The organism is Acetobacterium sp., from assembly GCF_030652775.1.
Classification (GTDB): domain Bacteria; phylum Bacillota; class Clostridia; order Eubacteriales; family Eubacteriaceae; genus Acetobacterium.
Map to the genome: position 1 here is coordinate 1 of NZ_JAUSPS010000013.1, position 24,616 is coordinate 24,616.

General features: G+C 46.7%; 22 protein-coding genes and 1 riboswitch. Of the genes, 9 read left to right on the plus strand and 13 right to left on the minus strand.

What is annotated here, in order from left to right:
• Positions 1-242 precede the first annotated feature (242 nt).
• Positions 243-956, plus strand: coding sequence for a hypothetical protein (locus Q7J41_RS02995; RefSeq protein WP_304885101.1), 714 nt, complete (start codon positions 243-245; stop codon positions 954-956).
• 50 nt (positions 957-1,006) lie between these two features.
• Here the strand turns inward: Q7J41_RS02995 and Q7J41_RS03000 are convergent, their stop codons facing one another.
• A complete protein-coding gene (locus Q7J41_RS03000) occupies positions 1,007-1,624 on the minus strand; it encodes an NUDIX hydrolase (RefSeq protein WP_304885103.1) in 618 nt (205 codons plus the stop codon).
• 164 nt (positions 1,625-1,788) lie between these two features.
• Here Q7J41_RS03000 and Q7J41_RS03005 point away from each other — a divergent pair, with 164 nt between their 5' ends.
• On the plus strand, positions 1,789-2,175 hold the full coding sequence (locus tag Q7J41_RS03005; RefSeq protein ID WP_304885105.1) for a desulfoferrodoxin family protein: 387 nt from the start codon (positions 1,789-1,791) through the stop codon (positions 2,173-2,175).
• A gap of 69 nt (positions 2,176-2,244) precedes the next feature.
• Here the strand turns inward: Q7J41_RS03005 and Q7J41_RS03010 are convergent, their stop codons facing one another.
• Positions 2,245-2,979, minus strand: a complete 735-nt coding sequence (locus Q7J41_RS03010; protein WP_304885107.1) for a glycoside hydrolase family 25 protein — start codon at positions 2,977-2,979, stop codon at positions 2,245-2,247.
• A 130-nt stretch (positions 2,980-3,109) separates the two neighbouring features.
• Here Q7J41_RS03010 and larE point away from each other — a divergent pair, with 130 nt between their 5' ends.
• Positions 3,110-3,925, plus strand: a complete 816-nt coding sequence (larE, locus tag Q7J41_RS03015; protein WP_304885109.1) for an ATP-dependent sacrificial sulfur transferase LarE — start codon at positions 3,110-3,112, stop codon at positions 3,923-3,925.
• Positions 3,926-4,098: 173 nt separating this feature from the next.
• Here the strand turns inward: larE and Q7J41_RS03020 are convergent, their stop codons facing one another.
• From Q7J41_RS03020 to Q7J41_RS03030, 3 genes are all read right to left on the minus strand, one after another.
• On the minus strand, positions 4,099-5,862 hold the full coding sequence (locus Q7J41_RS03020; RefSeq protein ID WP_304885166.1) for an ABC transporter ATP-binding protein: 1,764 nt from the start codon (positions 5,860-5,862) through the stop codon (positions 4,099-4,101).
• A gap of 107 nt (positions 5,863-5,969) precedes the next feature.
• Positions 5,970-6,911: an SPFH domain-containing protein gene (locus Q7J41_RS03025; RefSeq protein ID WP_304885111.1), complete on the minus strand. Its 942-nt coding sequence runs from the start codon at positions 6,909-6,911 to the stop codon at positions 5,970-5,972.
• A 15-nt stretch (positions 6,912-6,926) separates the two neighbouring features.
• The gene (locus Q7J41_RS03030; RefSeq protein WP_304885114.1) at positions 6,927-7,382 is read right to left on the minus strand and encodes an NfeD family protein; all 456 of its coding nucleotides are present in this window, start codon (positions 7,380-7,382) and stop codon (positions 6,927-6,929) included.
• Positions 7,383-7,516: 134 nt separating this feature from the next.
• A riboswitch (cobalamin riboswitch) is annotated at positions 7,517-7,698 on the plus strand.
• Between the two features lie 110 nt (positions 7,699-7,808).
• Here Q7J41_RS03030 and thiC point away from each other — a divergent pair.
• The 6 genes from thiC (at position 7,809) to Q7J41_RS03060 (ending at position 15,945) form a co-directional block, all read left to right on the plus strand.
• On the plus strand, positions 7,809-9,110 hold the full coding sequence (thiC, locus tag Q7J41_RS03035; RefSeq protein WP_304885116.1) for a phosphomethylpyrimidine synthase ThiC: 1,302 nt from the start codon (positions 7,809-7,811) through the stop codon (positions 9,108-9,110).
• A gap of 2 nt (positions 9,111-9,112) precedes the next feature.
• Positions 9,113-10,396, plus strand: coding sequence for a B12 lower ligand biosynthesis ThiC-like protein BzaB (bzaB, locus tag Q7J41_RS03040; RefSeq protein WP_304885118.1), 1,284 nt, complete (start codon positions 9,113-9,115; stop codon positions 10,394-10,396).
• Positions 10,397-10,506: 110 nt separating this feature from the next.
• A complete protein-coding gene (gene cobT / locus Q7J41_RS03045; RefSeq protein WP_304885120.1) occupies positions 10,507-11,595 on the plus strand; it encodes a nicotinate-nucleotide--dimethylbenzimidazole phosphoribosyltransferase in 1,089 nt (362 codons plus the stop codon).
• Positions 11,576-13,123: a DUF2284 domain-containing protein gene (locus Q7J41_RS03050; protein ID WP_304885122.1), complete on the plus strand. Its 1,548-nt coding sequence runs from the start codon at positions 11,576-11,578 to the stop codon at positions 13,121-13,123. Before cobT ends, Q7J41_RS03050 begins: the two co-directional genes overlap by 20 nt.
• A 12-nt stretch (positions 13,124-13,135) precedes the next feature.
• Positions 13,136-14,464 (plus strand): B12 lower ligand biosynthesis radical SAM protein BzaD, encoded by a 1,329-nt coding sequence (bzaD, locus tag Q7J41_RS03055; protein ID WP_304885124.1) that lies wholly within the window; start codon positions 13,136-13,138, stop codon positions 14,462-14,464.
• Positions 14,461-15,945, plus strand: a complete 1,485-nt coding sequence (locus Q7J41_RS03060) for a B12-binding domain-containing radical SAM protein (protein ID WP_304885126.1) — start codon at positions 14,461-14,463, stop codon at positions 15,943-15,945. The genes bzaD and Q7J41_RS03060 overlap by 4 nt, the downstream gene beginning before the upstream one ends.
• A 55-nt stretch (positions 15,946-16,000) precedes the next feature.
• On the opposite strand, the gene Q7J41_RS03065 is transcribed toward Q7J41_RS03060, so the two are convergent.
• The 8 genes from Q7J41_RS03065 to Q7J41_RS03100 all read right to left on the minus strand — a co-directional run bounded on the left by Q7J41_RS03065 (position 16,001) and on the right by Q7J41_RS03100 (position 24,489).
• Entirely contained in the window at positions 16,001-17,251 is a 1,251-nt protein-coding gene (locus tag Q7J41_RS03065) for an HlyC/CorC family transporter (RefSeq protein ID WP_304885128.1), read from the minus strand.
• 154 nt (positions 17,252-17,405) lie between these two features.
• Positions 17,406-17,600: a hypothetical protein gene (locus tag Q7J41_RS03070; RefSeq protein ID WP_304885130.1), complete on the minus strand. Its 195-nt coding sequence runs from the start codon at positions 17,598-17,600 to the stop codon at positions 17,406-17,408.
• Between the two features lie 17 nt (positions 17,601-17,617).
• The gene (locus Q7J41_RS03075; RefSeq protein ID WP_304885132.1) at positions 17,618-18,769 is read right to left on the minus strand and encodes a glycerate kinase; all 1,152 of its coding nucleotides are present in this window, start codon (positions 18,767-18,769) and stop codon (positions 17,618-17,620) included.
• A 321-nt stretch (positions 18,770-19,090) separates the two neighbouring features.
• Positions 19,091-20,242, minus strand: coding sequence for a toxic anion resistance protein (locus Q7J41_RS03080; RefSeq protein ID WP_304885134.1), 1,152 nt, complete (start codon positions 20,240-20,242; stop codon positions 19,091-19,093).
• A gap of 84 nt (positions 20,243-20,326) precedes the next feature.
• Complete coding sequence (locus Q7J41_RS03085; RefSeq protein ID WP_304885136.1) at positions 20,327-21,607, minus strand: 5-bromo-4-chloroindolyl phosphate hydrolysis family protein; 1,281 nt, start codon at positions 21,605-21,607, stop codon at positions 20,327-20,329.
• Between the two features lie 212 nt (positions 21,608-21,819).
• A complete protein-coding gene (locus tag Q7J41_RS03090) occupies positions 21,820-22,551 on the minus strand; it encodes an energy-coupling factor ABC transporter ATP-binding protein (protein ID WP_304885138.1) in 732 nt (243 codons plus the stop codon).
• A gap of 12 nt (positions 22,552-22,563) precedes the next feature.
• Entirely contained in the window at positions 22,564-23,361 is a 798-nt protein-coding gene (gene cbiQ, locus Q7J41_RS03095; protein ID WP_304885140.1) for a cobalt ECF transporter T component CbiQ, read from the minus strand.
• A 114-nt stretch (positions 23,362-23,475) separates the two neighbouring features.
• The gene (locus Q7J41_RS03100) at positions 23,476-24,489 is read right to left on the minus strand and encodes an energy-coupling factor ABC transporter permease (protein ID WP_304885142.1); all 1,014 of its coding nucleotides are present in this window, start codon (positions 24,487-24,489) and stop codon (positions 23,476-23,478) included.
• Positions 24,490-24,616 lie beyond the last annotated feature (127 nt).

A 24,616-nucleotide genomic window follows, 5' to 3' on the forward strand; every position in this document is an offset into this window, starting at 1 on the left:
ATCATGTTGTTTGCATCGGGGCGAACACGGCGAAGCCTGTCCGATCCCGCAGCAAACAACAGATTAACAATTGGTCGGTACGGAAGCTCACCGATGACCTCAACCATTGATACTATTTTAAACGAAAAGCATCATAATCACAAGGAATGTTTGATTCTTGGACATAATTGTGACTAAAGTGTGATTGCTATTGTGCCAAAAGTGTTATAAAATATACTCATACATGAAATAGGAGCGACGGCATGCCAAAAAAAAGATTCTTAACTATCATAATTATTTCCCTGATTGTTTTACTATTCGCCGGTTGCGACAAAGATGACGGTACCACTGCTTATATCACCTTGATGACGGTCCCCACGAAAGCAACGATACCTGATGGTTTGCATCTCGATTCGATCTTAAGCATCACCAACCCCATTCCGGATGATCCCAATGGTGCCACCACCACCGTCCAGTTTGGTGTCTTTGGTTTTACCAATACCGCCGGGGAACCGGTTTACTATGTTTATGGAAAAAAAGAATCCATCGACGGTGACCAGTCTCACCTGATCGGAGAAGGTTTTTACCAGGTCGATTATCGGGTCGATGAACAAAGCGTTAACCTGTCCTTAAAAAGCAGCAGTTCTCCCCTATCCAAGGTGGATAAGGCCAACGGAATTACCACTGCTTACGATGGTGAACTCCCCTTTGGGTTCTATGCACCGGTGGAAGGCCAGGATGGTTTTTATACCTTTGCCGACGCCGACGGGGCGACTCAATACCGGGTTTATGCTACCTTCCTGAGTAAGAACGGAAATTTCTTTCCGGCCTCGGAAGACGGTAAAATGATCAATGGTGCCCTCCCCATTAACAAATCGAGGGAAGAAACCCTGCAAACTCAGGGACAAAGCGGTGTTGCTAAAATGATCACCACCCCCATTACCTGTACCAACATACCAACCTCTTTTGTTGTATAATAAAAACCACAAGAACCGGCAGATCGCTGGTTCTTGTGGTTTTTGTTCATTTAATCATAAATCGGATGGTATTGCGGGTTTTGGTGGGCTTTAAAAAAGAGTGCCAGCTGAGCTTCAGTGGTTCGACCCAGCGACAGCGGCGGAAGCTGATCCATGGCAAAGAAGCCGCTCTCGATGGTTTCGGCATTGCATATAAAATCCCCTTCCAACAGTTCACAAAGCATCAGGATTTTATAAATAGTATAGGGGCAGGTATCCTGAACCCATTTACTGCGATCCAGCAGCCCCACCAGTCGGGTCGGTTTAACCAGTACCCCGGCTTCTTCAAAGGCTTCTTTAATAACATTTTCCTGGGGTGTCCGGTTAACATCGGCCCAGCCTCCCGGCAGGGACCAGCGACCATCAACCTTTTCCCGAACCAGCAGGATTTTATTTTCTACGATGACCCCGCCCCGGACATCGACCTTGGGCGTCAGATAGCCCTCTTCGCGGACATAATAATCCTTGATCACCTCGTGGGAAATCTCAGTATGTTTTTCGATAATTTCTCTCGACAACTTTTCAATTTCACGATAGCGTTCCAAGTCATAATCATTTTTGCAGTAGGTCAATCCTGACTGAGAGATTGATTGTAATTCTCTTGCCCATACAAGCCATTGTTTTTCCATTTTTTTCTCGAAGCTGCGCTTCTCTCCTTTCAAAATTAACAATTTGTGTCTTCACTTTTTTAAATCTTATGCTATAATATAAACAAGAATTAATCTAATTTGTTTATTTCTTTATCTTTTGGGAATATAACAAAAGAGATTAACATTGACTTAGGAGGTCTATTATGTGTAAAGAACCAAAATTTTTTGTCTGTAAACATTGTGGGAATTTTGTGGGTATGATTCATGAATCTGGTGTAAAAATGATTTGCTGCGGCGATCCAATGACCGAAGTTGTTCCTAATACAACTGATGCCGCCCAGGAAAAACACGTTCCAGTCATTACCGTTAGTGGTAATACCGTGACCGTCGATATCGGAAGCATTCCCCATCCAATGACGCCAGAACATCATATCGCCTGGGTCTATCTAGAAACAACCGAAGGCGGCCAACGAAAATGTCTGGCCGAAACCGGTGCCCCCAAAGCTGAATTTGCCTTAACACCTGGAGATAAGGTCATTGCTGCCTATGAATATTGTAACCTTCATGGTTTATGGAAAGCAAGTCTATAATTAACTTACTCTCTGTAAAAACTAATTCGATAAACTAAAAGCTGCCGTCATGGCAGCTTTTTTCTATTCTTAAAAAAACTCTTTGATAAATTCAGCATAGGTGCCATTGTAGAGGTTCATGTCAATAAAGGTTTCATCGCCATCATAACCATCCATCATGCCCCGATGGCTGTATTGCCAGAAAGTAAAGGTTTCACCGTTTGGCAGGGTTTCCGGCCAGGCGTTGTCCAGATCAACAATCCAGATTTGATAGTCTTTGTAGTCGGTCCCGATATACATTTTAAAAATCCGTTGGGTCGTGTAGATAATCGGCTTGGCTCCATAGTGATTTTCCAGTTCTTTTAGGAATTCATCGAGGATGACCTTGACTTGCTCCTTAGGTAAGGCGTTGTCTTCATAAATCCCATATAATTCCAGATCAACCACCGGCGGTAAGTTTTTATCCGAAACCGGTACGTTATCAATAAAGTTCTTGGCTTGGGCTTTGCCGGTAGTGTCGTAATTTAAAAAATGATATGCCCCCACCTTGAGTTGGGTTTTCTGACTTTCTTCCCAGTTGGTCTTAAACTTAGTGTCCACGTAATCATTGCCTTCAGTGGCCTTGATAAAGGCAAAATCAATGTTCTGATCCGCCAGCAGCTTCCAATCGATCTCGCCCTGGTAAGCCGATAAATCCACCCCTTTGACCAGATGATCCTCACTTTTGGTCTGATTAAATGTATGGGTGACCCCATATATGATTAACACGATGATAAACAAAACTCCAATTCCCACTCCCAGTGAGATGGCTTTTTTTACGGACATTCAGTAATCCCCCTATCCTTTAATGTAAACATTATAACAAAATATTTACTGGCGGGGAACCCTCTTAAGGAGTTATAATATAGCCATTATTAAAATAAAACAATTCGAACGACACACCCAAGGAGATACTATGAAGATAAATTCCACCCTGTCCCCGGTTCTTTCCGAAAAACTGGTTGCATTGAAAAAAAATATCAAACGTTTCCCCAAGGTCAGCATTGCCTTTTCCGGCGGTGTCGACAGTACCCTGCTGCTGCAGGTGGCGGTTGACGTGCTGGGGTCTGATGTATTGCCTATCACCGTCAATGGTGCGATGCTGCCCAGCTCAGAATTTGCCGAAGCCCAGCTTCTGGCAAAAGCTATTGGGGCGGTGCCCCTGGTGATTGATGCTGATGTTTTTTCGTTGGAAAATTTTGTCAAGAACCCGGCCGATCGCTGTTACCATTGCAAGAAATTTATTTTTACCCAGATCAAAGATACGGCCCGGGCCAATGGCTACGAGGTGATTCTGGACGGTTCGAACCTCGATGATATGAAAGACTACCGGCCGGGCATCAAAGCCCTGGGTGAGCTAGGCGTTTTCAGTCCGTTAAAAGAGTCCGGCCTGACCAAGCAGGATATCCGAGATATCTCAGCTTATTACGGTTTACCCACTGCCACCAAGCCGGCCATGGCCTGCCTGGCCACCCGGATTCCGACCAACACCCCGATCACTGCGGCAGCCCTGACAGCCATTGAAGCCGGCGAGGATTTTCTCAAAGCCCTGGGCTTAAGCCAATACCGGCTGCGGCTGCTGGGCGATACCGCTAAAATCGAATGCGATCCCGGCGATTTTACCGCCATCATCGAAAACCGTCTGGCCCTGATCGCCACCCTGAAAAATCTCGGGATCAAAACCATCACCCTGGACCTGGCTGGCTACAACTGCGGCAATATGAACGGCTGAATCATTCAGGTTAAAAACATACCGTAGTACCGACAATTGTTACATCATGTTGTACGCATCGGGGCGAACACGGCGAATGCCTGTTCGAGCCCGCAGCGAACAATAGATTAACAATTGGTCGGTACGGTAGCTGGTTGCCAACCTTTATCCCCATAATCAAGTCCGGCTAGTATCTAGAACTCTTCGTTCAATTCATCCAGTTCCCGGTACATCTGGTAGAGGTCATAGTAAACCCCTTCTTCCCGGAGCAGTTCTTCGTGGGAGCCTTTTTCGACAATCCCGTCTTCGGTGAGGACTAAGATCGAGTCCGCATTTTTGATGGTGGTCAGCCGATGGGCGATGGTAAAGGTGGTTCGACCCCGGGTCAGCTCTTTCAGGGATTCCTGGACAATGCGTTCACTTTCATTATCCAGAGCCGAGGTGGCCTCATCGAGAATCAGGATTGGTGGGTTTTTCAAAAACACCCGGGCAATGCTGATCCGCTGCTTCTGGCCACCGGAAAGCTTGATGCCCCGTTCGCCGATATAGGTATCATAACCCTTAGGAAGCTTCTCAATAAACGCATGAGCTCCGGCGTGTTTGGCCGCCTGAATCACGCTGGCTCGGTCGGCATCCGACCGGCCATAGCTGATATTCTCATAAACCGTTCCCGAAAAAAGGTAAACATCCTGCTGGACAACCCCGACCCGGGTTCGCAGAGAGTGCAGGGTCAAACCCTGAACATCCTGACCATCAATCAGAATCCGCCCAGAGCTGACGTTGTAAAACCGTGGGATCAGATGGCACATGGTCGTTTTGCCGCTGCCAGAAGGCCCAACAATAGCAATGTTCTGCCCGGCTTTCACCTCGACATCGATATGGGATAGCACCGATTCGCCGCCATCGTTGTACTGAAAGCTGACATCTTCAAAGCGGATATCGCCTACCACATCGGTCAGTTCCACTTCATTGGCCTGATTTTCATATTCAGTGGGCTCATCCAGAATTTCAATAAACCGCTCAAACCCAGTCATGCCTCGCTGAAACTGCTCCGCAAATTCGACAATCCGGCGGATTGAAGCCAGCAAGGTGGTGACATACATCAGGTAGGCAATATAATCCCCGGGGTTAATGGCGCCGTTGATCATAAATATCCCCCCGCAGACCACCACCAGTAGATACATCAGCCCATCAAAGAGCCGGGTGGTGGTCTGAAAACCGGCAAAATAGCGATAGGTTTTTCTTTTGATTTCCAGAAATTGACTGTTCCCCACTTCAAACTTCATTTCTTCAATGTTTTCATTGGCAAAAGACTTCACCACCCGAATCCCCAGCAGATTGTCTTCCACCTGAGCATTGATATCGCCGGTCTTGACCCGGGAACGCTTCATTTCCCGGCGCATTCTCTTCCGGAAATAGGTGGTGGTCAACAGCATCACCGGCAGAGCCGTAAATATAATCAGGGTCAGCCAGATATTGACCGAGCCAAGAATCGCAAAAGAAATCCCGATTTTTAAGCCAGCAATAAAAAACTCCTCCGGACAATGATGAGCAAACTCGGTGACATCAAAAAGATCTGAGGTGATCCGCGACATCAGCTGACCGATTTTAGTGTCGCTGTAAAATGAGAATGACAGCTTCTGGAGATGTGAAAAGAGATCCCGGCGCATATCGGTTTCGATCTGGGCACCCATGACATGACCCACATCGGCCATAAAGTAGTTGGCCACCGCATCGATCAGCCGCAGCACCAGATAAACCAACCCCAGTTTTAAGATGGTTTCGACCGTCAGACTGGCCAGCTCATTGATGGCGGTATTGGTAATAAACCGTACAATCAGCGGCAGAACCAGATCACAGACCGTCGTCAAGGTAGCGCAAAACAGATCCAATAACAGAATCCATTTGTATTTTTGATAGTATGGTATGAAACGTTTGATAAGTTGCGTATTGCTGATCCCCAAAATATCCCTTCTTTCTTAATTCATCCGCTTAAAAACTATGGGCAACTGGGAAACGGCTGGCGTTTTCCAATTGCCCATTCATGGTCGTTGATTAAATAGCTTTACTGACTGACTTTAGTCTGATCTTTCATGATTTCACTGAGCGATGTTGCCAGACCGGCTAACCCCTGAATCTCAGAGGGAATAATAATCTTGGTGGCTTTGCCATCGGCCACCTTTTCAAAGGTGGACAAGCTCTTCAGGGCAATGACTGACTTGATCGGATCGGCTTCATTAAGCATTTTAACGCCCTGGGCCACTGCTTCCTGAACCTTGATAATCGCTTCCGCTTCCCCTTCAGCCCGTCTGATCTGCGCTTCGCGATCAGCTTCGGCACTGAGAATGGCGGCGGCTTTTAAGCCTTCGGCATTAAGAATGGCCGCTGATTTTTCCCCTTCAGCCACCAGCACGGCGCTGGCTTTTTCCCCTTCGGCCTGCAGGATTTTTTCCCGACGTTCCCGCTCCGCCTTCATCTGTCGTTCCATGGCATTTTGAATCGCTTCTGGCGGCATGATATTTTTAAGCTCGACCCGGTTGATTTTAATCCCCCAGGGATCAGTGGCTTCATCGAGAATTACCCGCATTTTGGTATTGATGACGTCCCGGGAGGTGAGTGTCGCATCCAGCTCCATATCCCCGATGATGTTACGGAGGGTCGTGGCGGTGAGGTTTTCAATCGCTTTCATGGGATTATCCACCCCATACATATAGAATTTAGGATCGGTTACCTGCAAATAAATAACCGTATCAATCTGCATCGTAACATTATCTTTGGTAATGACTGGTTGCGGCGGAAAATCAGCTACCCGCTCTTTTAAGCTGACCCTTTTAGAAATCCGGTCAAAAATCGGAATGGCAATATGAAAACCGGTTTCCCAGGTGGCGTGATAAGCACCCAGCCGTTCCACCACATAGGCATTGGCCTGGGGAACAATTTTGGCATTGACAATAATCACAACAATAAAAATGATAAATATTACACCTAAAACAATAAGTCCATACATAATTTTTTCCTCCTTTTATTCAGAAACTGTTTCTTTTTCCATTACTTTAACCATAGCCTTGACCCCTTCGATTCCTACCACGATCACTTCAGCATTAACGGGAATGACAGCTTCGCCATCGATATTTCTAGCCGTCCAGGATTTGCCGTCAATTTTGACTGCCCCCTGTCCTTTGAGGTTATTGATTTCTTCCTCCACAATCCCCCGGTTTTGCAAGATCCGATCGGCATTGGTGGCCATTGTTTTGGGGTCCAGGTGTTTCTTTAAAAACGGTTTTGTTCCCAATAATAAACCGATGGAGACCACAAAGAAAAGCGTCATCTGCAACCAGAAGGCGGCACCAAAATAAGCGGCTACCAATGCCACCAGAGCCCCGACACAAAACCAGATCGAAACCAGGGCACCAGCAGTAACTAATTCAGCTACCAGAAAAACGACAAACAAGACCAACCAGACAAAAACAATATTCATCCTCTCACCTCCCTCATTCATTTACTTTTATTATAACATAGTTTTATTCGATTTTTTTATTTCAACCACTGAAATCATTTTTTTTATTTTTTTCTTGCACATTCGATTTTAGTGTGTATAATTAAGAATAAGTGAATAAAAAAGCGAGCATAGGTGCCTTAGCAATAAGGAGAATAGGGAATCAGGTGAGAGTCCTGAACGAACCCATCACTGTAAGGGCGGAGCAAACCACAAAAACCACTGTTTTTTAATGGGAAGGTGTGGCGTAGCGCTAGAACCCCGAGTCAGGAGACCTGCCTATGAATCGATCCTGAATGAACGAAGGTAAAGTTCATGGCTGTTATTGTAAAAAATAACCGCTGTGGACTTTTTTATTTGCCAAAATTCGTTGAGATCTAAATACCAACGATCATTCAGGAGGAAACGATGACAATTCTGGAAAAAGCACGTGCTGGTGAAATCACCGCAGAAATGATTTATGTGGCGGAAAAAGAAGGGATCGATCCCGAGCTGATTCGGCAGGGGGTGGCCACTGGTGAAATCGTCATCTTGATGAGTTCCCGGCCAAACATCAACCCGGTGGCCGTCGGCAAAGGTCTATTCACCAAGGTATCAGCCAGCGTCGGGATGTATGAAATAGATGACACGATCGCCGGCGAAATGGCTAAAATCAGCCAGGCCGTCAAAGCCAAGGTGGATACGCTGATGGACTTAAGTGTCCGCGGTCCGATTGATGAAATGCGGGAAAAAGTCTTATCCACAGTGGATCGACCGGTCGGTACCCTACCCCTTTATCAGACCTTGGCCGTGGCTCAGGAAAAATACGGCACCGCTTTAGATATGACTCCCGACGACATGTTTGCGATGATGGAAAAGCATGCCTCTGAAGGCGTCAGCTTTTTAGCCCTGCACTGCGGCACCACCATGGACGTGATCAACCGTGCCAAAGAAGAAGGACGGATTGATCCACTGGTTAGTTATGGGGGTTCCCATCTAATTGGCTGGATGGTTCATAATCACTGCGAGAATCCCTTTTTTACCCAATATGACCGGGTGCTGGAAATCTGTAAAAAATATGATGTCGTGCTGAGCTTTGCCGACGGCATGCGCCCCGGCTGTATCGCCGATTCGCTGGACGGCGCTCAGGTTCACGAATTGGTGATCCTCGGCGGCCTGGTTAAAAAGGCCCGGGCGGCCGGGGTTCAGGTAATGGTCAAAGGACCGGGCCATGTGCCCCTGGATCAGATCCAGACCACCGTCCAATTACAGAAACAATTATGCGGCGGAGCACCCTACTTCGTCTTCGGCTGTCTGCCCACCGATTCCGGTGCTGGTATGGATCACGTCACCGGTGCCATCGGCGGAGCGATCGCCTCCTATTACGGCGCCGACTTCCTCTGCTATGTGACCCCAGCAGAACATATTGGTATGCCGAATGCCGATGATGTCTATATGGGCGTTATGGCCAGCCGCATTGCCGCCCATGCCGGAGATGTCGGCAAAGGTCATCCGGCTGCCATTGCCTGGGATCTGGAAATGTCCCATGCCCGACGGGAACTCAACTGGGGTCGGCAGATGGAACTGGCGATCGATACCGAAACCGCCACCCAGGTCTGGAAGGATCGTAGTACCAACTTCGAATCCGAATGCAGCATGTGCGGCGACTTCTGTGCCATGAAAATTGTTGGCAAGTATTTACGAGACGAAAACCAGGAAGCGAGGAACTAGTCATGACCCAAATGTTAAAAGCCCGTCAGGGTAAAATTACCGAAGAAATGGAAATGGTGGCGATCAGCGAAGGCTTCACTCCCGAATTCATCCGCGCCGGAGTAGCCGCCGGTCGGATCGTCATTCCTAAAAATAAATTACGAAGCCGTTCTAATATCTGCGGCATCGGTGGTGGCCTGGATGTCAAAGTCAACGGTCTGATGGGCACCTCTGGTGACCGGGATGATATGGAAATGGAAGTCAAAAAACTGAAAATCATCGAAGCCGCCGGCGCCCATGGCTTTATGGATTTAAGTATGGGTGAAGATATCGATACCATGCGGACCCTGAGTTTAAGCAATTCTAATATCGCCGCCGGCTGCGTACCGGTTTATCAGGCCGCCAAAGAAGCGGCTGATAAACGGGGTCTGATGGTCAATATGACCTCTGATGACCTGTTTGAAGTGGTCGAAAAACAGTGCCAGGCCGGCATGGATTTTATGGCCGTACACTCGGCTCTGAATATGGATCTGCTCAATATTTTAAAGAAAACCGGCCGGGTAGCTGATGTGGTCAGCCGCGGCGGATCACTGCTAACCGGTTGGATGTTCCATAATGATAAAGAAAACCCCCTTTATGCTGAATTTGACCGACTGCTGGAGATTCTTAAAGCGACCGACACCGTGTTAAGCATCGGTGACGCTATCCGTCCGGGTGCCAATGCCGATTCTCTGGATCAAGCGCACCTGCGCGGCTTAATGGTGGCTGGTGAGCTGACCAAGCGAGCCTTGGCCGCTGGTGTTCAGGTGATGGTGGAAGGTCCTGGCCATGTGCCACTGAATCATATTCCCGCCGCAATGCTACTGCAAAAACGGCTTTGTTTTGATGTCCCCTACTATATTCTGGGCTTCCTGGCTACCGACGTGGCTCCCGGTTATGATAATATTTCCGGTTCCATCGGCGGCGCCTTTGCCGGCATGCACGGGGCTGATTTCCTTTGTTATCTGACTCCGGCCGAACATTTGGGTCTGCCCAATGAAGAAGATGTCCGCATTGGTGTCGAAACCACCCGGATCGCCGCCAATGCCGCCAATGTATTAAAGCGCAGCGGTGCGGCCTGGAATCGCGATCTGGCGATGTCCCGGGCGCGGGTTTCCCGAAACCAGGAGGAACAGGTCAAAAACGCCATTAATCAGGCCAATCTGGTTGCCGCTTTTGCGGCGCAAAAGCCCTCCCATGGCTGTGCGGTCTGTGCCGACAGTAAATGTCCGGCCGATGTTGCAGCAGAGTTTTTTGGACTGGCCTAAATAATAAACCATTTGTTGCGGGCGGGTATGCCGCCCCGACGAAGCTCACAAATAAAGTGCTAAAATAAATTGTACGTTTCATTTGTTACCAAGTAGAAGGGATAAATACCATGATCGAAACCAAATATACCTTAAAACACGTCATCGACTCTACCGAACCGGCTGATCCCCAGTGGCGTCAGGCCGCCCGGGAGCATATTGAAAAATTAGCGATTCCCCCCTGGAGTCTCGGTCAGCTGCTGGTTGTCGCCGAACAATTGGCCGGGATTCAGCGCACTATCCGCCCCAATGTCGATAAAAAAATGGTCATCACGATGGCCGGGGATCATGGCGTGGTGGCCGAAGGCGTTTCCGCCTTCCCCCAGGAAGTGACCCCGCAAATGGTGGAAAACTTTGTCAAAGGCGGCGCTGGCATTAATATTTTAGCCAAAGCCGCTGGCGCCGAAGTGATTGTCGTCGATATGGGTATCGCCGTCGATATGCCCGAACTGGTTTCACAAGGCGCCATCATCGATTGCAAGATCGCCCATGGTACCAAAAACTTTTATCGGGAACCGGCAATGACTCGGGAACAAGCCATTGCCGCCCTGGAAGCCGGGATCAATGTGGCTTCCAAGGTGATTGAAGAACAGGGGATCAACCTGCTGGCCACCGGCGATATGGGGATCGGCAACACGACCCCCAGTGCCGCTATATTAGCCGTCATGGCTGAATATCCGGTTTCATCGGTAACCGGCCGGGGCACCGGCATTGATAACGCCGCCCTGATCAACAAGATCAAAGTGATCCGGGACTCGATTAACCGCCATCAGCCCGATAAAACCGACCCGATTGATGTGCTATCCAAAGTCGGGGGCTTCGAGATCGCCGGGATTGCCGGAGTGATCCTGGGAGCCGCCTATCATCAGGTGCCGGTTCTAGTGGACGGCTTTATTTCCACCGCCGGCGCACTAATTGCCAAGGCGCTCTGTCCCCAATCGCTCGATTACATGATTCCCTCCCATCAGAGTGAAGAACCGGGACATCAGCTGATGTGGCAAGCCCTGGGATTACGACCCCTGCTGAACCTCAATTTCCGCTTGGGAGAAGGTACCGGAGCAGCGGTGGCGATGCACCTGGTGGAATCCTCGGCGCGGGTTATCTGTGACGTCTTAACCTTTGCCGATGCAGGAGTAACCAATGGTCATGAAGGGGTATGATCCTCATACCAACGGCGGCCAGTATTTAGAAGACCTGGCCACCGCCTACTGGGTTTCTGATGCTCTGTTCACGGCGTTGGAAATGGATCTTTTTCAGACCATCGATGATTTCGGGATCGGCGGCGCCAATCTCTTTGAGCTCGCCCAAAAACTAAGCGCTGATGAACATGCTCTCGGCCGTTATCTGGCGCTGCTAAACAGCCTGGGCTTGTTGGGACACTACCAATATGTTTATTATAACCAATTGATTACCAAAGAATTTTTACTGAAAGCGAGTCCCCTTTATCAGGGGGACTCGCTACTGTGGCGCAAAAATCTTACCGATGACTGGAATACCCTGAAAGCTTCCCTAACCGCTGGTGGCCGGGTCAACTTTCTGCCGGATGATATCAGTGAAGATGAACTGAACCAGCGCCGGGCAAAATATATCAAGGCGATGGACAATGTGGCCAAGCTTAAAGCCAAAGATTGCACTGCTTTTTTTACCGCATTAAACGGCGCTATTCTCGATGTGGGGACCGGCTCCGGGGCTATGGCCCTGGCCTTTTTAGAGACCTTTCCGGACACCAGCGCCACCCTCCTGGACATTGAGCAGATGCTTCCCCAAACCCAAAAGCTTGTCGAAGCAACGCCCTATCCCAATCGTGTTGAATATCATCCTGCTAATATCCTGGATCCCGAATGGGGACTTTCTAAAAAATATCAGTTGATCATTCTCTCTAACATCGTTCATGCTTATGCCGAAGCCGAAAATGAACTGATTTTAGAAACCGCCGCTAAGCATTTATCCGATGATGGCGTCATCCTGATCCATGATTTTTTTACGGAACATCACCCTGTCAAGGCGCATCTTTCCGATATCAATATGTTTATAAATACCTACAATGGCAAAATATTTTCCAGTGAATGGGTGATCAATGAACTGAAAAAAAATGATCTGGTAGTCACTCCGCTGATCCCCTTAGAAACGGATACCGCTCTAATTTTTGCAACAAAGTCTGCTGCCATTCTAGAAACCTGTACGATTACCCCGATCCAAAAGTTGATTTTTCCGATTAAAGCCATCGGCTTTGATACGGTTCTTGAGATTTCACCCGCTTCGGTGGTAGTCTCCGAGTTTGTTCACAGCAAGTGCCGTTTTGGATGCGACTTTTATGGCAAGAAAAATTGTGATGCCAACACCCTGACAATGAGCGAAACCATCGGGCTGCTAGCCAATTATAGCAGAGCCCTGCTGTTAAAAGGAGAACCGCCGACCCGGGATTTTCAATCTCAAGTACTGGCGGCGGAAAAGCTGGCCTTTACCACTGGTTATCATAAAGCCTTCGCTTTCTGGTCCGGCCCCTGTGCCCTCTGCCCCGACTGCAATCCTGAAAAGCCCTGCGCCAACACCAAAAACCGCCGTCCCTCGATGGAAGGTTCCAGTATCGATGTTTTTGAAACCGTCCGGGCAAATGGTGAACTGCTAAAAACGCTGGCCTCCCAAAAAGAAATGGTAAAATACTACGGACTATTATTATTGGAATAACAAGGAGAAACCATGAAAATACTTTTCATCCAAGCCCTCTCAATGGAGGGCATTGACATCGAGCGGGTTTATCCGATTGGGATCGTCGTGCTGGCATCCCAGGTCGAGCGCCAAACCAATCATCAGCTGCAGCTTTTTGACATGAATATGGCGATCGATCCCTACGGGGATTTGCGGCTGCAGCTCGATGCCCATCAGCCGGATGTGGTCTGCCTGTCATTACGAAACATCGATCCCCTGGGCAACAAAACCTCATCGCTGATTCCCGGCTTTGCCGTTACGCTGGCTTTTATTAAACGCTACGCGGCCAATGCCAAAATCTTAGTCGGTGGCACCGGTTTTTCGCTGTTCCCGGAACGGCTGATGAGCGAATACCCGGAAATTGATTTCGGCGTGACCGGCGAGGCCGAAAAAATCATTGTGCCATTGCTGGAAAATCTTGATGCACCACCCCATCTGCCGGGGCTTTGCTATCGTTCTAACGAAACGGTATTGATCGTTCCGCCAGTCGGCGACTATGATATGCTGGATTATCAGATGCCCAACCGTGATCTGCTCGATCCCCGACCCTACCTCACTGTCAATAAATATGTCGAAAGTATCGGCGTGGAAACCAAACGAGGCTGCTGTTTTAGCTGCGGCTACTGTTCCTATCCGCTGCTGCAGGGGACTAAAATGCGCTGCCGCACCCCAGAAGCGGTGGTCGACGAAATCCAGTTTCTCTACGACACCTACGGCGTCACGCGGATCCATTTCACCGATTCGGTGGTCAACATTCCTGTCGATCATCTCGATTCGATCTGTGCCGAAATCATCCGTCGGGATCTGAAAATCAACTGGAGCGGCTTTTTCCGGGAAAACCTGTTAACCGAGGAAAATGTCGCCCTCTATACCCGCTCCGGCTGCGAATGTTTTTCGCTGTCCCCCGACGGCCTGAGTCAGACGGCGCTCGATGCCATGGATAAACACATGAGGGTTCAGGATATCCTCGATACCGCCCAGGTTCTGGCCAACAGTGGTGTCGTTACGGTTTATCACTTCCTCGTTAATACGCCCGGAGATACCGCTGCGACCCAGCAAGAAGCTAAAGATCTCATCGATGCGATTTACGAGATCCATCATGCTTCCAAGACCCTGGGCACCATCGTCCTTAATAATATCCGGATTTTACCGGGCACCAAGGTCGAACAACAGGCTCTGGAAAATGGCGTGATCACTGCGGAAACCGATCTCCTCTACCCGACCTATTACAACCCGGCGCCCTTTGACCGGGTTCGCTACGATCTGGAAATCTATCATACCAAAAAAAATATCTTTATGTGGCAGGAGGTCACCTCATGAACGTCATCCTATTAGAACATCCGCGCTCCTACGGCGACGACCGCTGTAACGATATTGCCAACGCCCCCCTTTCAGCCTGCCTGAACACCGGCTATATTGGCGGCATGCTGGCTGCCAATAACATTGAGGTGACCATTGTCGATGGTTATCTGGAACAATTGGATTATCCGGCCATTGAAGAACAAATTGCGGCGCTGGAGCCGACGATTTTAGGGATTCACCTGGTTTATCACTGGGAGGACAACAAAACCCTTTATCAGTTTATCGAACACGTCAAACAAACCTATGGTATTGCCTATGTCTGCGTTTATGGTTTTTACCCCACCTTTGCCTATGAAGAAATCCTCAACCGCTGTCCGGTCATTGATGGCGCCTTAATAGGTGAGGCTGAACTGACTTTTTTAAGGCTGGCCGAAAATTTTCCCACCATTCCTCAGGCGGGAATCGCCGCACGCACCGATAAGGGTATTGTCGCCACCCGCGGCGAAGTGGTCATCGATGTCGACTCATTGCCCTTCCCCTTGCGCAGCGTGGGTTCCTATTCTTTTGGCGAGGTCAATATTTCCGGCAGCCGGGGCTGTTACGGCGGCTGCACCTTCTGTTATATCAATCCCTACTATGGCGATACAAAGCGGAAATGGCGGGGTCGGAGTCCTGAAAATATCATCGCCGAAATTGATGCAGTGATGCAGGAAACGGATATCCGTTACTTTTATTTTATGGATCCCAACTTCTACGGGCCGGGTCGCGCCGGAAAAGAGCGGGTTTTAAAACTGGCCAGTTTATTAAAAGAACGCCACATCAATTTTGGCATTGAAGCCCGAGCCAACGATATCGAAGCCGAAACCATCAAAGCTCTGACCGACGCCGGTCTTAAGCACATCCTCATTGGTCTGGAAAGCGGCCGGGACGAAGCGCTTAAACGGCTGAATAAGCTGACCACGGTAGCGGACAATGAAAATGCCCTGAGGATCCTCCGAGAATACGACATCGAACCCAGCGTCGGCTTTATTATGTTTGAACCTGACTCCACCTTGGAAGACCTGAAAGTCAACTACGACTTTTTAAGACGAAACGCCCTACTAGATAAACTGGAGATCAGCGTCAATGTCCTCTATCATCATATGATTATTCTCCAGGGTAGCTCCTCCTACAAAGCTCTGCAGGATCAGGGACGGCTGAATATTTCGGCGCACTCTACCTATGAGGCGGATACCGATTATCTTAACCCCCGAGTGGCGATGCTGGCCGGGATGATGAGAGATATGACCAATCATATTTTTTCTTATATGAAGGATACCTGGGAACTGAGCTTTAAAAAAGACCCGGTAATCCTGGAGCAATACCGTCTGATCAATCAACTGCTGGTTCAATCTTTTGAAGATTACCTTTACTTACTGAAAAGTAGAGAACTCAGTATCGATCAGCGAGACAACTATGTCGAAGTCTTTAATCATACCGTTGATGGAATTATGGCCTAAAATAGAAAAAGCTCCGGAAGGCAAGTACCTTCCGGAGCTTTTTGTTGTAGTATTTTTATTCAGACTCAGTTATTTCGTTTTTAACAACATTTATCTCGATAACATGACGTTCATCCGCCTGGATGACCGTAATGGTCAGATTCTCAAACTCAAAGGACTCGCCGACATCGGGAACCCGATCCAAAAATTCAACAATCCAACCGCCCACGGTGATCACATCAAAATCATCGTCCATGTCGAACAAATCAAACATTTTTCCCAGGTTTGCTTTTCCTAAAATTCGATATTTATTTTCAGATATTTTTACAATTTCGTCAATAACCTCATCATGTTCATCCCAGATTTCGCCAACCAACTCTTCGATGACATCTTCCAGGGTGACAATTCCGGCAGTTCCGCCATATTCGTCAGAAACCACAGCAATATGGCATTTTTTCTGCTGGAGCAGGGTTAACAGCTTGGATATCTTCATATTCGGGGTAATAAATACCACCGGATTGATGATTTCCTCAAGGCTACTGTCGCCATTGTTCACATAGTGGGTAAAGTCTTTGTAGCTGATAAAACCGATTATTTGATCAATGGTGCCCTGATAAACTGGCAACCGGGAAAAGCCGGTGTCAAAAAATATTTTGGCAATGTCTTCCTTGGGATTATCCACATCAATGGCTACCACATCAACCCGGTGGGTCAGGATATCATCCACATCAAGGTCGTTAAACTCGATGGCACTCCGAATCAATTCCCCATCCTGGAGATCGATGCCACCATCATTTTCGGCTTCTTCGACAATCGTCAGTAGCTCTTCTTCGGTCATACTTCTTTCACTGCTGACCTTAAACAATTTATCCAGCATTTTCTTCCATTGCGTGAAAAAAAAGTTGACCGGCGTTAAAATGAAAATCAGCAGCCGGATAAACGGAGTCGCAAACATCGCAAAGCTTTCCGGCGAATCCTTGGCCAGACTTTTTGGCGAAATTTCGCCAAAAATAAGCACCAGTATCGTCATCACGGCCGTCGAAATCGTCACCCCGGCATTGCCGAAATACCGAACAAAAACCACCGTGGCAATCGATGCTGAGGCAATATTGACAATATTATTGCCGATCAGAATCGTCGATAATAAGACATCATATCGCTCAGAAAGTGCCAATACCTGGGCGGCTCTCTTGTTTCCGTCTTTAGCCAGATTTTTAATGCGAATACGATTAAGGGAAGTGAATGCCGTTTCCGTTGCCGAAAAATAAGCTGACATCAGCAACATCACTACCATAACTGCCATAAAACCTATAATACTACTGTCCATCGACTAAGATTCCTCCCAGTAAATAGATCCATCAGTCATTCCTATGACCGAATTGATAAGATGAGTTGTTTTTTTCGTTTGTGTCTCAGATAATGGTACGTCGTCCAATTTTATTCCTCTTTCAAATATTATTTGTCACTATAATATCATATTTTTAGTTACAATTCCATAATATCTGACAAATTTTACCAGATTGGTGGATCTTTAATTTTTCATAATGATTGAGCATAATCATGAACAGCCGATTGTCATTGCCACTGCACTTGAGCTGAAAACCCAGGCATTCCTCCATTTTATTTTTGCGGATATAGGGTTCCACTGCCAAGGCGTAAGTTTCCTTATCCAGCATCTACACGCCTTGTTGTGCTACCTCATATTTGGCGGGATCTTACATATAATTGACTGAAAACGAAAGAGGTTGTAGATGATTTTCTCCAATAATTGGGGGGCATTTTGCATATGCCACTCCAGACCCCGATCGTTGCTGAAGATGGCAAAAGCGGCTACCACCCCATAATTATAAATGGCTTCATAACCGTCGTCCAGTGCACCTGAGACCACCACCACCGGGATATTCTGGTTTTTACCCCGATTACCAACCCCAGAAATGACCTTACCCATGACACTCTGGGCATCGGTTTTTCCTTCTCCCGTAATAATCATATCTGCCCCGCTGATTGCGGAATCAAAACCAATTTCGTCCAGGACAATATCCAGCCCAGATTTCAGCTGGGCTTTAAATAGGGCTACCAATGGTAAAGCCATCCCTCCAGCAGCGCCGATTCCCTTTAATTCGACGAGATTCATGGTCGCTTTTTTCTCCAGCAGCCGTCCAAAATCCTGTAGTCCCTGATCCAGCAAAGCCACCATTTCACTGTCAGCACCTTTTTGGGGGCCATAAATCGCCGCCGCCCCCTGAACACCACAGAGAACATTTTCAACATCACAAGCAATGATTATCTCCACTCCCTGTAATAATGACTCTACCTGGCTGGTATCAATGTCCATCACTCGGCTTAAATTTTCACCGCAAGGCGCTAATAGTTCCATGTCCTGATCATAAAACCGGATCCCCAGAGCATTAGCAACCCCCAATCCACCATCGTTGGTGGCGCTACCGCCCAAACCTAGAATAATCTTGCGACAGCCCCGATTAATTGCATCCACAATCATTTCTCCGGTACCATAAGTGCTTGTTTTCAGGGGATTGCGTTCACCAGCAGCAAGCAGTGGTAAGCCGGAAGCGGCCGACATTTCAATAACCGCCACCCCCCCATCCAGAATACCGTAAGCGGCAGTTATTTCTTTGGATAAGGGGTCTTTTGTTTTGATTTTTATAAGCTCACCAGATCGGTATCTGACCAGTACCTCCACAAGACCTTCCCCACCATCTGAAATGGGAATTTTAATGATCTCGGCAGTGGGCATAATTTTAAGAATCGCACCTTCAACGATGTCACAAACCTCAATGGCAGATAAGGATCCTTTAAAAGAGTCCGGGGCAATCACTATTTTCATTTTGTGCTCTCCTTTAAATTATATTTCTTAAGTCTTAAAAACAATAGCATGGGTAACTAGATGACCCGTGCTATTGCAGCTAATCGTTTCAGGCTTTGATAAAGTCAACAACAACCTGATTAAATTTATCCGCTTTTTACCAAAATAGCATATGACCGGAATCTTCAAAAAACTCCAGTTTTGCTTCTGGAATCTGCTCGGCGACATCGACTTACTAACCTGCCAGTCAAAGATTGCGCCATTGGACGATTATACAATATTCGTTATTTTTATCCTGATGATCAAAAAACAACCAGCATTAGCTACTGATTGTCTTTTTGTCTATCGTCTGATTTCCAGCATTTTGACTTTTAAATCATTTTCTAGTTTTTCAAGCTCGACTTCCACTTCTTTTCGTTTCTGACGGCCTTCGGTCTGGATTCTTAACACCTCATCAAACGTCGAAATCAGGGATTCGTTGGAGATTCGCAGGGTTTCGATATCGACAATGCCCCGTTCCGATTCTTTGGCGGTAGCGATGGATTCCATCTTCAGGGTTTCGGCATTTTTTCGTAACAATTCGTTGGTCATATTGGTGACTTCCCGCTGCGCCTTGGCCGCCTGTCCGGAATGAACCACTCCCAGAGCCAGCACCATCTGACTTTTCCAGAGCGGAATAGTGTTGACGATTGAGGACTGGATTTTTTCAGCCATCAAGGTGTCATTATGCTGAACCAGCCGGATCTGCGGTGCCATCTGAATGGAGATCATCCGGGTCAATTCCAGATCGTGGATTTTTTTCTCAAAGCGATTGCACATCGCCGATAAATCGTTGACCGCCTGGGCATCTTCCGGCAGCCCGCTGAGCTGCGAGCGCTTGATCAGTTCCGGCAAATCTTTAGCCTCGACATCCTGGAGTTTCTTTTTACCAGCCATAATATACATCGACAGCTCTTTAAAATAGGTTTTATTGACATCATAAAGTTTGTCCAGCATCGCGACATCTTTTAACAGCTGCATCTGATGTTTTTCCAGCGCTTCGGTAATCCGGTTGACATTGGTTTCGGCAGTCGCATAGCGGGTCTGCATGGAGTTTAGCTTATTACTGCTTTTTTTGAAAAAGCCCAAAAATCCTTTGTCTTCCTCCTCCACATCAAAGTTCCGCAGTTCATTCACCATATCACCGAGCATTTTGCCGACCTCGCCCATGTCTTTGGTGCGGACATTATTGAGTGCCGTTTCTGAGAAATCGGCAATTTTCTTCTGCGCTCCAACCCCAAACTGCATCACCAGGCTGGAATTGGTGAGATCGATTTTGCTGGCAAAATCATCCACCATTCGTCGTTCTTCCGGGGTCAGTCGACTTTCGTCAAATACTTGCCGTTCACCCTTCAGCTCCTGATGGACATTGGCCGTCACTGTTTTTTGTTCTTCAAATGGGTCAAAGGTCAGGGTCGGGGTTGCCTGGGAATAATCGTTCATATTATCTTCCATCACTATTCTCCTCGTATCATAAATTTATGTTGATGATTGTTAAAATGTCATCAGCTTGTTTGCTTTTAATCATAAGCTGAGCGGTTATTTTTTAAAATCTCTTTTGGTTAGCCCTTCCTGGGCCAGCATCGTGTTAAGTACCGAAATATCCGTTGATACATCCATGGCGGTGTCTTCATAAAAACTGTCCAGCAGGTTTTCAAAGGCATGACTGATGGTGTCCAGGGTATCTTCGATTTCTTTTTTAGTGGCCAGAATATTGGCTCCCTGAATGAGCTCGGCATCCAAATCGCGATAGACAGATACCAGTTTTAAGGTGGTGGGTAGATAATAGCCGATAAATTTCCGTATTTCCGGCAATCCATCGGGATTTTCTTCAATAAATTCAAAGATCTTGGTAATCACTTTTTCCAGCCGATCCAGTTTCTGAGAAATGACTTCCCCAGCAATGGCTACATTGGCTTCGTTGATTTGTCTGATCGTATCCTGACCTTCAGCAATCACTTCATGAACCGCCTTCATTTCGGGATTTTCGGCTTCCAGTTTCTTTTTCTGATCCAGCGCCTGCTGTTCCGATCGGGCACTTTCTTCCTGGAGTTTCTTTCCTTCTTTTAGTTTCAAATGATTCTCATAGGCTTCATTACTGATCAGCAGATATTCTTCCTGCTCATCAAAGCGACCCTCGGGGAACATTCCCAGGCTGATCATCTTACGCAGATCTTTTACCACATATTTCCGGCTGCGACCGATGGGATCTGATAATTCGGTGATTTTGCAGAATTGTCGTCCTTTCAGGCGGCTGGCGTACTGACGAAACCGTTTCACTCGCCCCCGCAGGTTTGACCCCTTTGCCGCCATCAGCGCACTAATCGTAAAAATTGGCAACAGAATCCCGCCACTGATACCCAACAGCGGCATACTGTTAAATGCAAAACCGAATACCGCCGAAAATATAAGCAGCAACAGCAATGAAACACCAATGCCGATATTTCCAAAGATCATCAACAGCATGCCCGAGATCCGACCATGAGGTGATTTTGAAATCAGGTTATTTGGCAGTTTTTTAACTGGATTGTAGGCATTCTGAAGATTGTTTCTGGCAGCCATTTCCTTTATCTGAGGTTTGTTCATTTTTTCCTGGGTCTTTCTGGCATTGGCCGCCTGCTTTCTGGTTTCCTGGTTGTTTTCCCGCTGCTGCCTTTGCTGCTCCTGCCAATACTGACCACTTCGTTTGACTTCATCCATGGCTCGGGTAACTGTCTCTGAGATGTTCTTGTTCAACTCTTTAAATTCATCTGAATTCAAAGCATTCTGAACAATATCCTTGATGTCATTTCCAATATTTGAATAATCATTTTTTTTCATCGTTTGTCCTCCCAAACATTGAATTAATTATATCTTATAAAATTTAAAATTTCAATTAGGAAACCAATTCCCGGCGTTATTCTTTAAATAAATTCAAGATTCTTTTGTTTTCTCGACATATCGGTCTTGAATCTAAAAAAAGCTTGAACGCATCAAGCTTTTTAACGGTGCCGTAGCGGCTAATAGGTCAGTACGGCAGTTCTTGGCAAATCTTATCGAACCCGCGGTTTTTGCATGCACAAGGGCAGCTCCAGATGACATTGCGATAAGAGCTTTTCATCTAATAGGATATCTTTGACGGTGCCATCGGCGAACACGCTGCCGTGGTGTAAAATAATCACCCGGTCACAGATATCAAGGGCCATATCCAGATCATGAGTGGCAATAATTTTGGTCATCTTCAGGGAATCCAGAGTATTAATTACATTTCTTCTGGCTTGAGGATCCAGAAATGAGGTCGGTTCATCAAACAAAATGACCCGGGGATGCATCGCCAACACCGTGGCAATAGCGATAACCCGCTTTTCTCCGCCAGATAAGCGATGGGGCATCCGATCCCGGAGATGGGTGATTCCCAGCTGCTCCAGGGCGCTGACCACCCGCACTTCGACTTCTTCCTCGGTTAATAGTTCATTTCGTGGGCCAAAGGCGATGTCGTCATAAACCTTTGTCATAAACAGCTGATCATCGGGGTTCTGAAAAACCATCCCGACTTTTCGGCGAATATCTTTCAGTGTTTTTTTTTCAACTAACAGTTCTTCAACTTTAATTGACCCTTCTTTAATATCAGAAATACCGATAATCAGCTTAAACAAGCTGGATTTTCCCGCTCCGTTAGCCCCCACCAGGGCAATGCTTTCACCCTCTTTAATTTTTAGATTGACATCCCGAATGGCCTGATGGCCATCGGGATAGGCATAGTTTAACTTTTCAATTTCTAGCATTAGAACTCCTCATTATAAAAAACTGCCGATAAACTGGCTCAGGTCAAAAAATCGCATCAAACTCAAAATACCACTCACTAAAAGCAGGTACAACCAATCTATTTTTACCAGCGGGCTAGGTTTGGCATAAAGATAATTACCGTCGTATCCGCGACATTTCATGGCAATATAAATGTTTTCCGCCCGGTCAAAACTTTTCAATAGCAACTGCCCAACAAAGATACCCATGTCCTTCATTTTGATCCCCTTGGAATCCGGGGCTCTTAAAATATAGGCGGTATACATATTTGAAACCTGTTCCAGCAACACCGAAATGTAGCGGTAGGTCAGCATGATTTGCTCCACAATAATTTTAGGTACTTTGATGGATAACAGCTGATAAGAAATCTTTGGCAACGAGGTTGTGGCAATCAGGATCAGCACTGCCATAACCGTAAAAATGGTTTTAACCATAATTGAGATAAAAGAGATAACGCCATAACTGACGGGCATCGGCCCAATCATCAGAGCCAGTTGCTGATTAAAAATGATATTTGATAACCCCGCAAAAAAAGAAAAGGGCAAGGCTACCAATAGCCTTTTCAGCAAGGGTTTATAGGGAATCTCAGCCAGTGCCATTAAAATTATCGGATAGAAAGCAAACACCATCAGTCCAGTAATATTATAAGGGTTAAACGATATTACCAGCACCAGGTAAAGCATCGTCGTAATCAGTTTGACCATCGGATGGAGGCGATGGATAATCGTATTGCCCTCGGCCATTTCCTCCAGGGAATTGATCGTATTCAGCGATTCTGTTATTGTTGACATTGAGTTTACCTTTCAGTTAAATATTAATAACCTCTGTTATTAAACAGAGGTTATTTAAAAAACTTTATTAATGTTATCATATATAGAAAATTATATCAATTATTATCGAACCAGCTAAGCAGCTTTTTCTTTCTTTCTTTTGACCGCATAAATCAGATAACCAGTGCCCCCTGCAAGAAGCAAGGTAATTCCTCCGCCAATGATTCCCGACAGGCTAGTTCCAATTGCCGAGCCCTCCTCACCAGATGATTTAAATGTATAACCTGGTAGAAAAGCCGTACTCTCCTGAACATTTGCAGCATTTTCATAGACATCACCGACTGCTTCCAGTTCAGGTGTACCTGCCACTCCCGCCATTGACCATTCCAATCCATCAGGATTTGAAGAAGCCAAGAGTGATAATCCACCACCCATAACGACAGCAAATATTAATAGCATTCCGATTACTTTTTTGATCGAAATGTTCATCGGTAATTTTTTATTTTCAGCAGATGATTCCAACAATTCTGGTCGCATTTTATAGACAAAAACTAAAATTCCGCCAGTAACAATCCCCTCTACTAAGCCAATAGCCAGATGAATTGGGGTCATTAATCCAACAAAGGTTGCAAATGGAAGTTCCGTGATTCCTGAAGCTAATGTTTCAAGAACAACCGAAAAAGCGCCTAAAGACAATGCTAAAACAACTGAAACGATTGACGCTACCGTAATTCTTGTTGGCGTTATTGCTTTTTTTATAATCGGTCTGAAGACAAAAGGATAGACTAAAAAACAAGCGTAAAAACCCAAATTCCAGATATTTGCACCTAAGGCCAAAAGACCGCCGTCAGCAAAGAATAATGCCTGAATCAATAATACCGCAGTAAGGGCTAGAAATGCGGGAAAAGGACCCAACAGCGCTGCCAGTAAAATCCCGCCGCCAATGTGTCCACTGGAACCGGTTCCCGGAATGGTGAAATTAATCATCTGTCCGGCAAAAATCACTGCTCCCATAACACCCATTAAGGGAATTTTCTTTTCATCCAAATCGTCTTTACATTTATACGCCGAATAGGCGATTGCTCCGGCGCTAGCCGCAAGCATGATTCCTCCGACTGCCGGAGAAACTAAAGCATCTGCCATGTGCATAATAAAACCTCCTCAAAATTTAAAAAACTATACAAAAAAACACGAAGAACACCTCCAAGTTTCAACTCTGGAAATACCTTCATGGTATCATTTTCGTATCTTAAAATTGATTCATATTCTGCACTTC